Annotated in this window: 12 protein-coding genes; 8 read left to right on the plus strand and 4 right to left on the minus strand. The window is 64.3% G+C overall.

All coding sequences use genetic code 11. The features are described from left to right. Positions 1 to 699 precede the first annotated feature (699 nt). Positions 700 to 3,693 (plus strand): TonB-dependent receptor, encoded by a 2,994-nt coding sequence (locus IEW58_RS02130; protein ID WP_188643610.1) that lies wholly within the window; start codon positions 700 to 702, stop codon positions 3,691 to 3,693. 104 nt (positions 3,694 to 3,797) lie between these two features. Here the strand turns inward: IEW58_RS02130 and IEW58_RS02135 are convergent, their stop codons facing one another. After that, entirely contained in the window at positions 3,798 to 4,607 is an 810-nt protein-coding gene (locus IEW58_RS02135; RefSeq protein WP_188643611.1) for a cysteine hydrolase family protein, read from the minus strand. An 80-nt stretch (positions 4,608 to 4,687) separates the two neighbouring features. After that, complete coding sequence (locus IEW58_RS02140; RefSeq protein WP_188643612.1) at positions 4,688 to 4,945, minus strand: hypothetical protein; 258 nt, start codon at positions 4,943 to 4,945, stop codon at positions 4,688 to 4,690. A gap of 109 nt (positions 4,946 to 5,054) precedes the next feature. Here IEW58_RS02140 and IEW58_RS02145 point away from each other — a divergent pair, with 109 nt between their 5' ends. Further along, entirely contained in the window at positions 5,055 to 6,251 is a 1,197-nt protein-coding gene (locus tag IEW58_RS02145) for an MFS transporter (RefSeq protein ID WP_188643613.1), read from the plus strand. Positions 6,252 to 6,475: 224 nt separating this feature from the next. Then, positions 6,476 to 6,910: a hypothetical protein gene (locus IEW58_RS02150; protein ID WP_188643614.1), complete on the plus strand. Its 435-nt coding sequence runs from the start codon at positions 6,476 to 6,478 to the stop codon at positions 6,908 to 6,910. Between the two features lie 43 nt (positions 6,911 to 6,953). Here IEW58_RS02150 and fixJ read toward each other — a convergent pair whose 3' ends face one another. After that, positions 6,954 to 7,577, minus strand: coding sequence for a response regulator FixJ (gene fixJ / locus IEW58_RS02155; RefSeq protein ID WP_188643615.1), 624 nt, complete (start codon positions 7,575 to 7,577; stop codon positions 6,954 to 6,956). Continuing rightward, positions 7,567 to 9,096: a sensor histidine kinase gene (locus tag IEW58_RS02160; protein ID WP_229658396.1), complete on the minus strand. Its 1,530-nt coding sequence runs from the start codon at positions 9,094 to 9,096 to the stop codon at positions 7,567 to 7,569. The genes fixJ and IEW58_RS02160 overlap by 11 nt, the downstream gene beginning before the upstream one ends. A 170-nt stretch (positions 9,097 to 9,266) precedes the next feature. On the opposite strand from IEW58_RS02160, the gene IEW58_RS02165 reads away from it, so the two are divergent. From IEW58_RS02165 to IEW58_RS02185, 5 genes are all read left to right on the plus strand, one after another. After that, entirely contained in the window at positions 9,267 to 9,626 is a 360-nt protein-coding gene (locus IEW58_RS02165) for a response regulator transcription factor (RefSeq protein WP_188643616.1), read from the plus strand. Between the two features lie 4 nt (positions 9,627 to 9,630). After that, the gene (locus IEW58_RS02170; protein ID WP_188643617.1) at positions 9,631 to 10,017 is read left to right on the plus strand and encodes a group III truncated hemoglobin; all 387 of its coding nucleotides are present in this window, start codon (positions 9,631 to 9,633) and stop codon (positions 10,015 to 10,017) included. Positions 10,018 to 10,100: 83 nt separating this feature from the next. After that, the gene (locus tag IEW58_RS02175) at positions 10,101 to 11,111 is read left to right on the plus strand and encodes an ArsR/SmtB family transcription factor (RefSeq protein WP_188643618.1); all 1,011 of its coding nucleotides are present in this window, start codon (positions 10,101 to 10,103) and stop codon (positions 11,109 to 11,111) included. Continuing rightward, positions 11,108 to 12,013: a methylenetetrahydrofolate reductase [NAD(P)H] gene (gene metF, locus IEW58_RS02180; RefSeq protein ID WP_188643619.1), complete on the plus strand. Its 906-nt coding sequence runs from the start codon at positions 11,108 to 11,110 to the stop codon at positions 12,011 to 12,013. Before IEW58_RS02175 ends, metF begins: the two co-directional genes overlap by 4 nt. After that, entirely contained in the window at positions 12,010 to 13,059 is a 1,050-nt protein-coding gene (locus IEW58_RS02185; RefSeq protein ID WP_188643620.1) for a homocysteine S-methyltransferase family protein, read from the plus strand. The genes metF and IEW58_RS02185 overlap by 4 nt, the downstream gene beginning before the upstream one ends. Positions 13,060 to 13,077: the final 18 nt, after the last annotated feature.

Consider the following 13,077-nt stretch of genomic DNA (forward strand, 5'->3'; position numbering starts at 1 on the left):
CAGCGCCTCGCTGAGGCACGACGCTGACACAGCTGCGCCTGATCTTGGCGCCAGGCCGGCGATGATTCGCTTCGATCGCCCCTTCCCAAAGACCAAGCGCTGGTTCGCTGTTCCGAGCGATGCGATTCGCTGTTACCCCAGAGACAGTTCCCTGATTGGGTGCTCGAAATTCCCTGTTCTACGCGCAGGGAAATTGCCTCAGGAAATGGCGGAATTCCGCCGTTTCCAAGGCCTCGAATGCCGTCGAAGCGGCCTCAAAAATCGTGTTTTCCCTGTAAATTCCCTGTAAAGCAGGGAAAACAGGGAAGAGACCGGTTCGCTCAGGACTGCGTCGCGCACCACCCTCGCATATCGCTGACGTCAGTCGCTCAACACTTCGAGTGCGCCATTTGCCCACTTGAACTCGCCCGCGGCGCCAGAAAAAGCCGGGTCACCTAATCGATCCAGTCCCGTCTCGAGCGAAGCTAGAGAGGTGAAGACCCTTTCGGATAGTTGGCGCGCCAGCGACATGGCAGGACCATTGTAACAGAAAGGGTGACTAACTTTCGCTAGGTGTGGCGACCGCGCAACTAAGCTTCAATTTTGCGTGCTCCATCTTTACGGAAAGTCCGTTTGGGAAGAAAAGCGCGCCCATTGAGGGGAGGGGGCGGTCAATTTGGCCGTCATCGCTGCGCGCGCGACCCCGGCGCGGAGGAAACTATGACAAATCAAACATTAGCACCGCGGCTGCTGACCGGCGCCGCCATGATCGCTCTCGCTGCCGTCGCTTCGCCCGTGCTGGCGCAGGATTCCAATGTTCCGGACGCCACCACCCAGACCGCCGAAGAGCCGGAGATCGTGGTCACCGGCACCTTGCTGCGCCGTGGGAACGTCGAGACCGCGCTTCCTGTTACCGTCATTACCGATGAATCGCTGCAGCGCGCGGGCATCACCAACACTGCCGACGCCGTCCGTCAGGCCGCTGCCGACGGCGCGGGATCGATCGGCATCGGCTTCACCAGCGGCTTCTCGGCTGGCGGTTCGGCCGTTTCGCTTCGCAACCTCGGCGTGTCGTCGACCCTCTTGCTGGTAAACGGCCTCCGCTCGGCCAATTACCCGCTCAGCGACGATGGTCACAACTCCTACGCGGACCTGAACAGCATTCCGCAGGTCAACGTCGAGCGGATCGAAGTGCTGAAGGATGGCGCTTCGTCTCTTTACGGCGCGGACGCGATCGGCGGCGTCGTCAACATCATCACGCGCCGGCAGTTCAACGGGATCGAAGGCGGCGCCGAGGGCGGCGTGACCGAGAAGGGCGACGGTCACAAGTACCGCGTGCGCCTGCTCGGCGGCATCGGCGACTACGAAGGCCAGGGCTGGAACTTCTACGTCGGCGGCGAATACGAAGAGAACGGCAAGATCACCGCGGACTCGCGCGGTTTCCCGTTCAACACGCTCGACCTGAGCTCGATCGGCGGCCGGGACAACAACCGCGCCGACGATACCCTTACCACCCCGACCACAAATGCCGTCGTCACCCGCGTGACCCAGACGGACCTCAACAACCCGCTGGCAGGCACTGTCGCAAACGCGACCACGCCCGCCATTTTCACCTCGCTCACGCCGTTGGCGAATTGCCCGTTCGGGACGTTCTCGGAGAACACTTCGGCTCGCGTTGGAACGGCGTGCGCGCACGACCTCACCAAGGAATACGTCCAGATCCTGCCTCCGCAGGAACGGTATGCGGGCGTCGCCCGGTTCAGCTATCGCGTCTCGGACACGATCGAGGGCTATCTCGAAGGCAGCTATTCCCACAACAAGGTGGACATCACGCTGCTTCCGCGCGGCATCCGGCAGAACCAGGCGTTCGGCGGTTCGCCGAGCACCTCGACCAGCAATCCGGGCATCGTGCTGCCCGTGTACATCTGCTCGTCAGGCGTCAACTGTGCGACCGCGGCCGACCGCCAGCTCAACCCCAACAACCCCTATGCGGCCGCTTACGCCAATGATCCGGCACACGGCGCCGCGCGCATCTACTATGCGTTCGGCGACGTGAAGGCGGGCTCGGTCCGCATCAACGAACTGTACCGCATCACTGGCGGGCTTCGCGGCTCGATCGCGGATAGCTGGGACTGGCGTCTCGACGCGGCATACTCGCGCGACAACCTCAACCTGACCCAGACCGGGTTCGCCAACCTGAACGGGCTGATCAAGGCGATCAACACGGGATCGTACAACTTCCGCGATCCCAGCCAGAACTCGCAGGCGGTCCGCGATTCGGTGCTTCCGCCGATCACGTCGCTGTCCAACTCGAGCGAGTTCACGGTCGACGGTTCGATCAGCCACGCTCTGTTCGAGCTTCCGGGCGGTCCTGTGCAGCTGGCCGTCGGCGGTCAGTATCGGAAGGAGAAGCTGACCAACCGTAGCGCCAATCCGAACCTCGACGTGCCGGGTCTCTCGACCGCGCAAGCATACGGCGACCGCGACGTCTGGGCAGGGTTCTTCGAAGTGAACGCGCCAATCCTGGAGAACCTGGAAGTCACCGGATCGGGCCGCTACGACCACTATTCGGAAGGCTTCAGCCACTTCTCGCCCAAGGTCAGCTTCAAGTATCAGCCGATCCGGGCGGTTTCCTTCCGCGGCTCGTACTCGGAGGGCTTCCGGGCGCCGACATTTGCCGAATCGAACCCGCTCAGCTCGTTCTCGGGCTTTGTCGGTTTCAATCCCGGCAACAACGCTGCGTTCAAGGCTGCGCACGCTGCCAACGCCGCCTACTACGCGAACTACTCGATCGGCCGCGGCTATGTCGGCAACCCGGACATCGAGCCTGAAACCGCCCGCAGCTATTCGCTCGGGGCCGTGTTCGAGCCGACGCGCTGGTTCACCTTCACCGCGGACTACTTCTACGTGAAGAAGTCGAACCTGATCGTGACCGGGCCGCTCTCGGGCAAGGCGATCGACGCGTACTATTCGGTGTCGGGCCAGACGTTCGCCTCGGCTGCTGCCGCGTCGGCGGCTGGTTGCGCCGCGGTCGCTGCGGTCGCTCCGGGCTACTCGTGCAACGTCATCGATGGCGCCGATCCCTTCGCCCTCAACGCGCTGCCGCGCCTGCTGGTTCTGAACGCACCGTACGTCAATGCGAACTACGACGTCGTCTCGGGCCTCCAGTTCACGGCCAACGCGGACGTGCCGGTCACCGACGGAATTCGTTGGCAGAGCCGCCTCGACCTTCAGGAAACGCTGAAGTTCGACCGTCACCTCGACACCGGGGAAGTGCAGAAGTTCACTGGCTCGGTCGGTCCGGCGGACCTCTCGTCCGGTGGTGGCACCCCCAGGTGGCGCGGCAACTGGCAGAACACCCTCGACTTCGGGGATTTCTCGCTGACCGCGACGACGTACTACGTCGGCGCCATGAAGGGCATCGCGACGGACCAGGGCAACCTGGACACGTCGTGCGACGCGACGCTCTACAAGGATTCAGCCGGTGGGAACAGCTTCTGCAAGATCAAGAGCTTCGTTTACACAGATCTGAATGCGACGTTCGAAGTGAACGACGACTTCAGCTTCTACCTGATGGTCGGCAACGTCACGAACGCGCGGGCGCCGCTTTACGCGAACGTGCTCTATACCTCGCAGCCGAACTACCTGGCCTCGTGGCACATCCCCGGCCTGGTCGGCCGGACTTTCAAGGCTGGTGCCAACTTCCGCTTCTAATCAGCGGTAGAATGAAAAAGGGAGCAGGCGGTGCCGGCGGCGCTGCCTGCTCTTTTTCTTTGCACCCGCGGACAGATGCCTCGCGGTCGAGGCCGCCGGTTCGTTCAGTCTGCCCGATGCGGCCGAGGGTTGGCGAAGTCGGCCGTTGTCATCGCGAACCCCCAGCAGTTCTTCGCATTGAATTCGATTGCCTGACGGCAGTAATCGGGGCTCGAAGTCGCGCAGGCATCCTTCAAAAGCACGGCGTTGTAGTCGCGGAAGCAGGCATCCTCCATCGTGGTGCTGACGCACTGATCGATGTTCACTCCGGAAAAAAACAGCGTGTTGATGCCCTGGGTGCGCAGGACCTGGTCCAGGTGCGTCCCGTAAAAGCCGCTCATTCGCACCTTCTCGATGTAAACGTCGTCCTCGTCCATCAGGGGCTTGAGCTCATCGACCATCGATGCGCCCCATGAACCGCGGGTGAGCACGGGTCCGTTGGCGAGGTTTTCGCCGATCCCGGCCTGTTCGGTCTCATGCTTGAACGCGTACAGCGTCGGCGCCCCCAGGTTCCGCAGGTCGGGCCGGTTGTGCCAGTAAACCCAGACCACCCACATCCCGTGCTTGCGGGCGGCTTCGATCGCCCGCTTTACCCCCGGGATCGCCTCCCGGCAGCGCTTGAAATCCAGTCCCGAACTGTCGGTCCAGCCGCCGGGCGAGCAGAAATCGTTCTGCATGTCGATGATCACCAGGGCGCCGCGCTGCGTGCTGTCGACGAAAGGTTTCAGCTCGGCCTCGAAGCGGACGAGCGGGCCACGTGCATCGGGGGCGAGGTGGACGTAATCGTCATGTAGCTGCCAGCGGTCGTTTCCCGCCGCCAATTGGACGCCGCCGCCTTCGGTGGACGCGTAGATTCCTCGGTGTTTCGATGACATCTCGTTCTCCAGCGGCCCGTCCGCCTGAACCCAACGCGCGTGTCGGTTCGACGCTCCCGCGCTTGGTGTTGGGATGTCCGTTACGAGTGCGAAGCGTCGACCAGGTCCATGAAGTTGCGAGCAGCCTCGCGGTCAACCTCCTCCTTGAAGACCACGGCCAGTTCGGGCGCATCGCCCATCATGTAGAGAAGCGACCACAGCGCGAAGCGCCTGCCCCGGTCCGGTTCCAGGCCCAGGTCTACCCGCAGGCGGTCCACTCCTGCCTCGCGGGCAGCCGGCGACACGGCGAGCAGGTCGGATGTGCCAAAGTACCGGCAGAGCAGGTCGTCAAAGTCCATCGGCCGCTGCTAAAGCTTGTCGTCCTGACGTGTCGAGGGTGCAGTTTTCAACCTGGCGGAGTTGACGCGCGCTTGACCGGCTGGGCCGTGCCAACGAAGGCGCGATCCGATGACCACCCCGGCGCGCCTTTCGTCCACCCAGGAGTACCTGCTCGCGGTGACGGCCGCGGTAGTTACCGCAAATGCCTATTACATTCACCCCATCATCGGGGACGTCGCCCACCATTTCGGAGTTGGCACGGCACAAATTGGGCTGGTGCCAGCCCTCAACCAGCTCGCGGTCGCCTTGGGCATCCTGGTTCTCCTGCCGCTCGGGGACCGATATTCGAACCGATCGCTCACGATAGCGTTCACTGCCGGACAGTGCGCGGGACTGGTCGTCATGACCCTGGCGAAGGGCTTCGCGCTTTTCACCGCCGGATCGACCTTGCTGGGGTTTTTCACGATCGCGCCATACCTGCTGCCGGCCTACGCCTCGAAACGCGTCGCGCCCGAACGTCTGGGGCACGTGACCGCGATCATCACCGCAGGGGTGATCTTCGGCATCCTGGTGGCTCGGGTCGGCGCGGGGGTCGTTGCCGAATACTTCGGCTGGCGGACCGTTTACTGGATCGCGACAACGGCGATGATCGCGATCACGCTCATCCTGCCGCGCATCATGCGCAAGGAAACCGTTGCGAGGAAGACCACCGAACTCGGCTATCCCGAACTGATGGCGTCGCTGGTGACCTTGCTCCGCACGCACCGCGAAATAATTCTGTCCGGCGCGATCCAGGCAATCGGGTTCGGCCAGTTCATCGCGTTGTGGCTCGGGCTGGCCCTTCATCTGACGAGTCCCGCAATGGGCTACGGCACCGACATCGTGGGCTACCTCGCGGGGTTTGCTGCCATCAGTGTCTTCACGACTCCGTACTGGGGAAGGCTGGCCGACCGCATCGGGCCGAGAAAGGCCCGCGTCGGGTTCGCACTGGCGCAGACGGCCGGCATCGCTTTGCTGCTGCCGTTCGGGGACAGTCTATGGCTGTTGATGATCCCGATCCTGATCGGCAACATCGTCGGACCCGCCATAGATGTGACCAGCCGGATGACCTTCCTGGCGCTTCAGCCGGACCTGCGTACGCGTCTGACCACGATATACATCGTCATGATGTTTCTGGGTGGCAGTATCGGAAGCGTCGCGGGAACAGCCGTGTTCGATGCCTACGGCTGGCACGGGAGCGCGCTCTACGTGCTCGGATCCTGCATCGTCCTTACCGCTCTAACGATTATCGGATTTCGGCTCTACGGGAACCGCGATGCAGCGTAGATCCGTCGTAACTGGCGCGTATCGATCGGGAAGAACGCGCTGCTGCACCCCGTCATCGGCCTGGCCAGCCGCGCCCTGGTTAACGCGCCATAGACCTCCGGAAAGTCCCCTAGGGGCTCCCCGTTAAGGACTTCATCCGAATGTCCGCTCTCCCGTGACGGCCGTAGAGCGGAAGCATCGGGCCGGGCTGCCGTCCGGCCGTGCGCAAGTCACAGGAGGCACCCATGCGCTACGAACGGAACATCGCGGCCGACGCGCGGATCGTTTCCCCCGGCGAACTGGCTCAGATCGTCGATGCGGCAGCGCCGGTCTTGCCCGAGCACTCGGATTTCGAGCTGCCGGCGTGGATGTGGGGCACGATGCTGGGCGGATACGCCGTTTTCTTCGCGGGCTTGATCTCGGCGACCGCCGGAGAGGGAAAGGCCGCCTTCGCCATCGTCATCAGCATCTTCTACACGGCAATGTTCTTCGGCACCGCGCGCATCCTGGCCAACCTGGACGGGCGCCGGGTCGGCGCATTCACTCGCGGCGGTGGCGATTTGAAAACCTGGACCGGGCCCATGAGCATGGGTTCGGTCGCCGGCCAGATCCTGGCCATTCCGCTTCTTCTGGGCTTCTTCGGGATCGCGATCGCCATCATCACCGCCATCGTGAGGTGATCGCGCGCGCCGCGCTTGCTGCCAAAAGGCAGGAGCGCGGCGTTCAGCCGAGGCGGGCGAGGGTTATCATGCGGACGAGATCGGACAGCGTCCGGGCCTGCATCTTGACCATGACGTTGGCGCGGTAAACTTCCACCGTCCGCGCGCTGATTTGCAGGTCGTAGGCGATGGCCTTGTTGGCCTGCCCTGCCACGAGACCTTCCATTACCTCGCGCTCGCGCGGGGTAAGCGCCGCGATGCGATCGAGCACTTCCTGGCGTTCGGCCGCCGCGTGTTCGTCGTCCGCCCTGCGCGCCATCGCATCGCGGATTGCGCCGAGCATCACCTCGTCGTCGAACGGCTTTTCGATGAAGTCGGCAACGCCGGTCTTCATGGCCTGAACCGCGAGCGGCACGTCGGCGTGTCCGGTGATGACGATCACGGGCACTGTCGCCCCGCGCTGCCGCAACGCCTGGGCAAGCTGCAGGCCGCTGGTGCCCGGCATGCGGACGTCCGTCACCACGCAAGCGCCGGCCAGCGGAGGCGAAGCAGCCAGGAACGCATCTGCCGAACTGAAAGCCCGCACCCGGATCCCGGCGACGTCCAGCAGGAATTCGAGCGAATGGCGCGCGCTCTCATCGTCGTCGATCACATAGACGATCGCGTTGTCGGTAGCGCTATTCGCCATCGTATACTTCCTCGTTTGCGATGCTTTGCAGGGTGAATCCGAACTCCGCCCCACCCGCGGGCCGTGGGGCTGCCCAGATGCGGCCGCCATGCGCCTCGATGATCGTGCGCGAGATCGACAGCCCCACGCCCATGCCGGTGCGCTTCGTCGTAACGAAAGGCTGGAACAAACGCTCAGCCACCCGCGGCGCAATTCCGGGGCCGGTATCGGCGATCGTGACACGAGCCATCATTTCGGGGGACGGCTCGATCCCGATGGTCAGCTCGCGCCGGGGGGACGCCGCTTCGACCATTGCATCGACCGCGTTCCGCACGAGGTTGAGCACCACCTGCTGGACCTGCACCTTGTCCGCCAGAACCTTGTCGACCCCGGGGGCGAAATCGTACCAGACGCGAATGCCGTGCTCCTTGGCGCCGACCAGGGCGAGGGCGGTCGCTTCCTCTACCAGCTTGGGCAGGCTTTCCACCGTTCGCTCGGCTTCTCCGCGGGAGACGAAATCGCGCAGGCGGCGGATGATCTGACCCGCGCGCAGGGCCTCGTTCCCGGCCCGGTCCAGGGCATCGGCAACCTTCCGGTGCGGCACGTCGTCGCGGGTCAGCAGCGTGCGGCTGCCCTTGAGGTAGTTGGCGATCGCCGACAGAGGCTGGTTGAGCTCGTGAGCCAGGGCAGAGGCCATCTCCCCCAGCGCCGTCAGGCGAGAGACATGAACCAGTTCGTTCTGCAGTTCCTGCAGCCGCGCCTCGGTTTGCTGCCGATCGGTCAGGTCGCGGATAAAGCCGGTGAAAAAGCGTCCGTCGCCTGCCTCCATCTCGCCCACGGCCAGCTCGATCGGAAAGGTGGACCCGTTCTTGCGCTCGCCGACCACGACCCGCCCTTTGCCGATGATCCGCTTTTCCCCCGTGCGATAGTATCGCGCGAGATAATCATCGTGCGCGCTGCGGTAAGGCTCCGGCATCAGCATGTCGACGTTGCGGCCGATCACCTCGTCTGCCGGCCAACCGAACATCTGTTCCGCCGCCACGCTGAAGTCCCGGATGATGCCCCGTTCATCGATCACCACCATGGCATCGGGGACCGTGTCGAGGATTGACTGGAGGTGCGCCTCGCGCCGGGCGAGCGTGAGCGCGCCGCTCTCCATCTGTATTCGCGCCCGCTGGAACCACTCGCCGCCCAGCGCAATCGCGATGCCGATCGCCACGAATGAGGCTGCGGCGAGGAAGTCGCTGCCAGCGATAGGTGCCGCCCGGCTGTCGCACCACAGCCCCGCACCCGCGCCCGCGAGTGCAGCCAGGGAGCCGGCGCGGATACCCGACAGCGCACTGGCAATGACGACCGCCGGCATGAAGAAAATGAACGTCGATTGCCTCCCCAGCTCTTCGCCAAGCAGCAGGCGAGCGGCAATCGCGGCGACGATCGCCAACACGGCGAGCGTCAGAGCAGCAGTCAGCGAAAGGCGGGGGAGGAACCGGCTGGCAAAGTGGAAGCTGCCGATCTCCGGTGAGTTACCTAGGGAACGCACTGTAGGGACATCATCCAAATTATCCGTCTCCTCCGGAAGGCGTAGGCAAGTGCGCCTTGCGTCAACCCTGCCGTCCAGTCGAGCAATTCCGGAATGATCCACCCGTTCTTCAGTTCTCGCGATTGGCGCACCGGCCCAGGGACTGGCACGATCATCAGGACGTGCGGCTCATGATCCCGCAGCCGAGAATCCTGGTGTTCGTAAGCGACCGCGCGCTCCGGTCCTCGCTTTTGTTCTCGCTTACGATCGAGGGCTATCACGCGGTGGCGGGAGCACCGACTGGCAGCGGGCCAGCAGGTGCGACAGCGCTGCTCATCGACCAGGACTATTGCGGCGACGGCCTGGGCACGCTTGTCGCACTGCGCGCGAGAGGCTACTCCGCGCCCGCGATCTTCCTTGCCACCAATCCCGGCGCGTCCTTGCGCGCCCGCGCCACTTCTGCGGGGGCGGTGACGATCGAAAAGCCGCTCCTGGGAGACGAGCTGAGCGGCGCCATTCGCGCCGCAATCAATACGCAAGAGGCCGCCTGAAAAAATGACCGAAGCCGCCATTCATGAAGAAGACATCGCCCGCCTGGTGCCACGGTTCTATGACCGCGTGCGTGCCGACGAGGTCCTCGGACCGATTTTCAACGGCGCGATCGACGACTGGCCGCACCATCTCGAAAAGCTGAAGGCCTTCTGGTCATCCGTGATGCTCACGAGCGGGCGGTACAAGGGACAGCCGATGGTGGCGCACTTGCGGCACGGAGATCACATGACGCGAGAGAACTTCGCCCGCTGGCTTGGCTTGTGGAGCCAGGTAACGGAGGAAGTGCTGGGCAGCCAGGCCGCCGCTGCTTTCCAGGAGAAAGCTCGGCGGATCGCCGAAAGCCTGCAGCTTGGCGTACAATTCCATCGGGACAGGCACCGGGCTGCATAGGACCACGGTCCCGCGTCACAGGGAAATCGATCACAGCCAGTCGGTGCTTGACTTTCACATATAATGATATCTTTATATGCCGTATGGGTATCGAGACGACCATGCGGGCACTTGGCGACCTGACCCGCCTCAGGATCATGCGCCTCATCGCGACAATGGAGCTCGCGGTGGGAGAGCTCGCCCACGCACTCGGGCAAAGCCAGCCTCGCGTATCACGTCATGTGGCCATTCTGTGCGACGCTGGGCTGGCGGAGCGGCGGCGCGAGGGTAGCTGGGTTTTCCTGCGCCAATCGACCCATGGCGGCGAACAAACTGCACGCGCCGTCGCCCGGCTGCTTGCCACCGCGGAAGACGAAGATGCCGAGTTCGCACGCGTCTGCGCGGAAGACCGGCGCCACCTCGCCGCCATCCGTGACTCGCGCGAGCGGAGCGCGGCTGAATATTTCGCCCGCCACGCTGGCGAGTGGGACCGGTTGCGTGCCCTGCTAGCGCCGGCCGACAAGGTAGAGCAAGCCCTGATCGACAGCCTCGATAATGAGGTGCTCGGCGACGTGCTCGACATCGGCACGGGGACCGGACGCATTGCCGAACTGCTTGAGCCGGGTGCCCGCAAGGTCACGGCGCTCGACAAGAGCCCCGAGATGTTGCGCCTTGCCCGCGCGCGGTTGCAGGGGCTTCCCTCCGGCCGGGTCGAACTGGTGCAGGGCGATTTCGCCGCGCTCCCGTTTCCGCCTGCAACTTTCGATACAGTCGTGTTCCACCAGGTGCTGCACTACGCCACAGAGCCCGAATACGTTCTGGCAGAGGCTGCACGCATTTGCCGCGCCGGCGGCCGCATCGCGATTGTCGACCTGGCGACTCACGAGCGCGAAGAGATGCGCCGGACCCACGCCCATGCGCGCCTCGGCTTCGGGGATGAACAGATGAAGTCGATGCTGACCCGCCTCGGATTCGAGACGGATACCACGGAAACGATCGAGGGCGGCGAGCTGGCGGTCAAGGTGTGGACCGCGCGGCGACTGGATCCGCAAGTCCCCCGGATCGACACTCGCTCCGAAAGCGCGCGCCCTTCGCGCAAGGCGGCAGCGCGATGAACGCTGAAATCGCATCCGCCGCGCCCCTCTACGCCTCGCTTCCCGGGGATATCGGCATATCCTTCGAATTCTTCCCCCCGAAGACCGAAAAAATGGCCGAGACGCTGTGGGAGAGCGTGCGTACGCTCGAGCCACTAGCGCCCGATTTCGTCTCGGTGACTTACGGCGCGGGCGGATCGACGCGCGAACGGACCCATGCTGCCGTCCAGCGCATCGTGAACGAAACGGGCATACCCGCCGCTGCCCACCTGACCTGCGTTGATGCGACGCGCGAGGAAGTCGATGCGGTGGCGCGCGCATACTGGGACGCCGGCGTGCGCCATATCGTCGCCCTGCGGGGCGATGCGTCCGATCCCGCACAGGGCTACCGGCCGCACCCTGGCGGCTACGCCAACGCAGCCGAGTTGGTCGCCGGGTTGCGCAGGATCGCGCCATTCGAAATTTCGGTCGGCGCCTATCCTGAAAAACATCCCGATTCAGCCGACGAGGTGGCCGATCTCGACAACCTGAAGCGCAAGATCGACGCCGGGGCCACGCGCGCGATCACGCAGTTCTTTTTCGAACCCGAATGTTTTTTCCGTTTCCGCGACCGCGCTGCGGCGGCGGGGATCGAGGCCGAGATAGTTCCCGGCATCATGCCCATCCTGAGCTTCGCCAGCGTCCAGCGCATGAGCGGCCTGTGCGGCAACGCGATTCCGGGATGGCTCGCGACGCTGTTCGAGGGGCTCGACGAGCGGCCCGCCGCCCGCCAGCTCGTCGCCGCGACCGTCGCGGCGGAGCTGTGCCGGCGGCTGTATGCCGGCGACGTGCGCAAATTCCATTTCTACACACTCAACCGGGCCGAGCTGTCGTACGCGATCTGCCACCTGCTCGGCCGCCGTCCTACCGGAGATGCAGCATGACTTCTGCCCGCGAAGCCTTCCTGGCCGAAGCCGCCAGGCGCATCCTGATCACCGATGGCGCGTTCGGGACCGAGATCCAGGGCTGGAACCTGGCGGAAGCGGACTATGCCGGTTCGCTCGGCCTTGCGCGCGACCAGAAGGGCAACAACGACATCCTGGCGCTGACAAAGCCCGAGGTGCCCGAGGCGATCCACCGGGCCTATTTCGAGGCAGGCGCGGACATTGCCGAGACCAACACATTCTCCGCCAACCGGATAAGCCAGGCCGACTACGGCGCCGAACACCTGGTTCGGGAGATCAACCTGGAAAGCGCCAGGCTGGCACGCCGTCTGGCTGACGAGTACGCAGCGCGCGATGGCCGGCCCCGCTTCGTGGCGGGCGCGATCGGTCCGACCAACAAGACGTTGTCGCTTTCTCCAGACGTCAACGACCCCGGCTATCGCGAAATCGATTGGGACACTCTCGTCGATGTGTACCGCGAACAGGCCGAAGCGCTGGTCGAAGGCGGGGCCGACTTCATCCTGATCGAGACCGTCTTCGACACGCTGAACGCCAAGGCCGGCATCATGGCGGTGAAGCAGGTCGCGCAGGCGCTGGGCCGGGAAGTGCCGCTGATGCTTTCGATGACGTTGACCGACCTGTCGGGACGCAATCTGTCCGGACACACGGTCGAGGCATTCTGGTATGCGGTGCGCCATGCGCGTCCCCTGACGATAGGGCTGAACTGCTCATTCGGCGCCACCCAACTTCGTCCTCATGTGAAAGCGCTGTCCGAAATCGCCGATGCCCTGGTGATGGTCTATCCCAACGCCGGCCTGCCCAACGAACTGGGCGAGTACGACGAACAGCCCGCAGAGACCGCGGGATACGTGCGCGAATGGGCCGAGCACGGGCAGGTAAACGTCCTCGGCGGATGCTGCGGCTCCACGCCCGAGCACATAGCGGTCATGGCCCGGGCGGTGGAGGGGCTGGCCCCGCGCAAGCTGACCACGCCGGAGGTGGCGACGCGGCTCGCGGGGCTCGAACCGTTCACCATGGCGGCCTGAAAACACCTTTACGGAAGT

The organism is Tsuneonella deserti, from assembly GCF_014644315.1.
Classification (GTDB): domain Bacteria; phylum Pseudomonadota; class Alphaproteobacteria; order Sphingomonadales; family Sphingomonadaceae; genus Tsuneonella; species Tsuneonella deserti.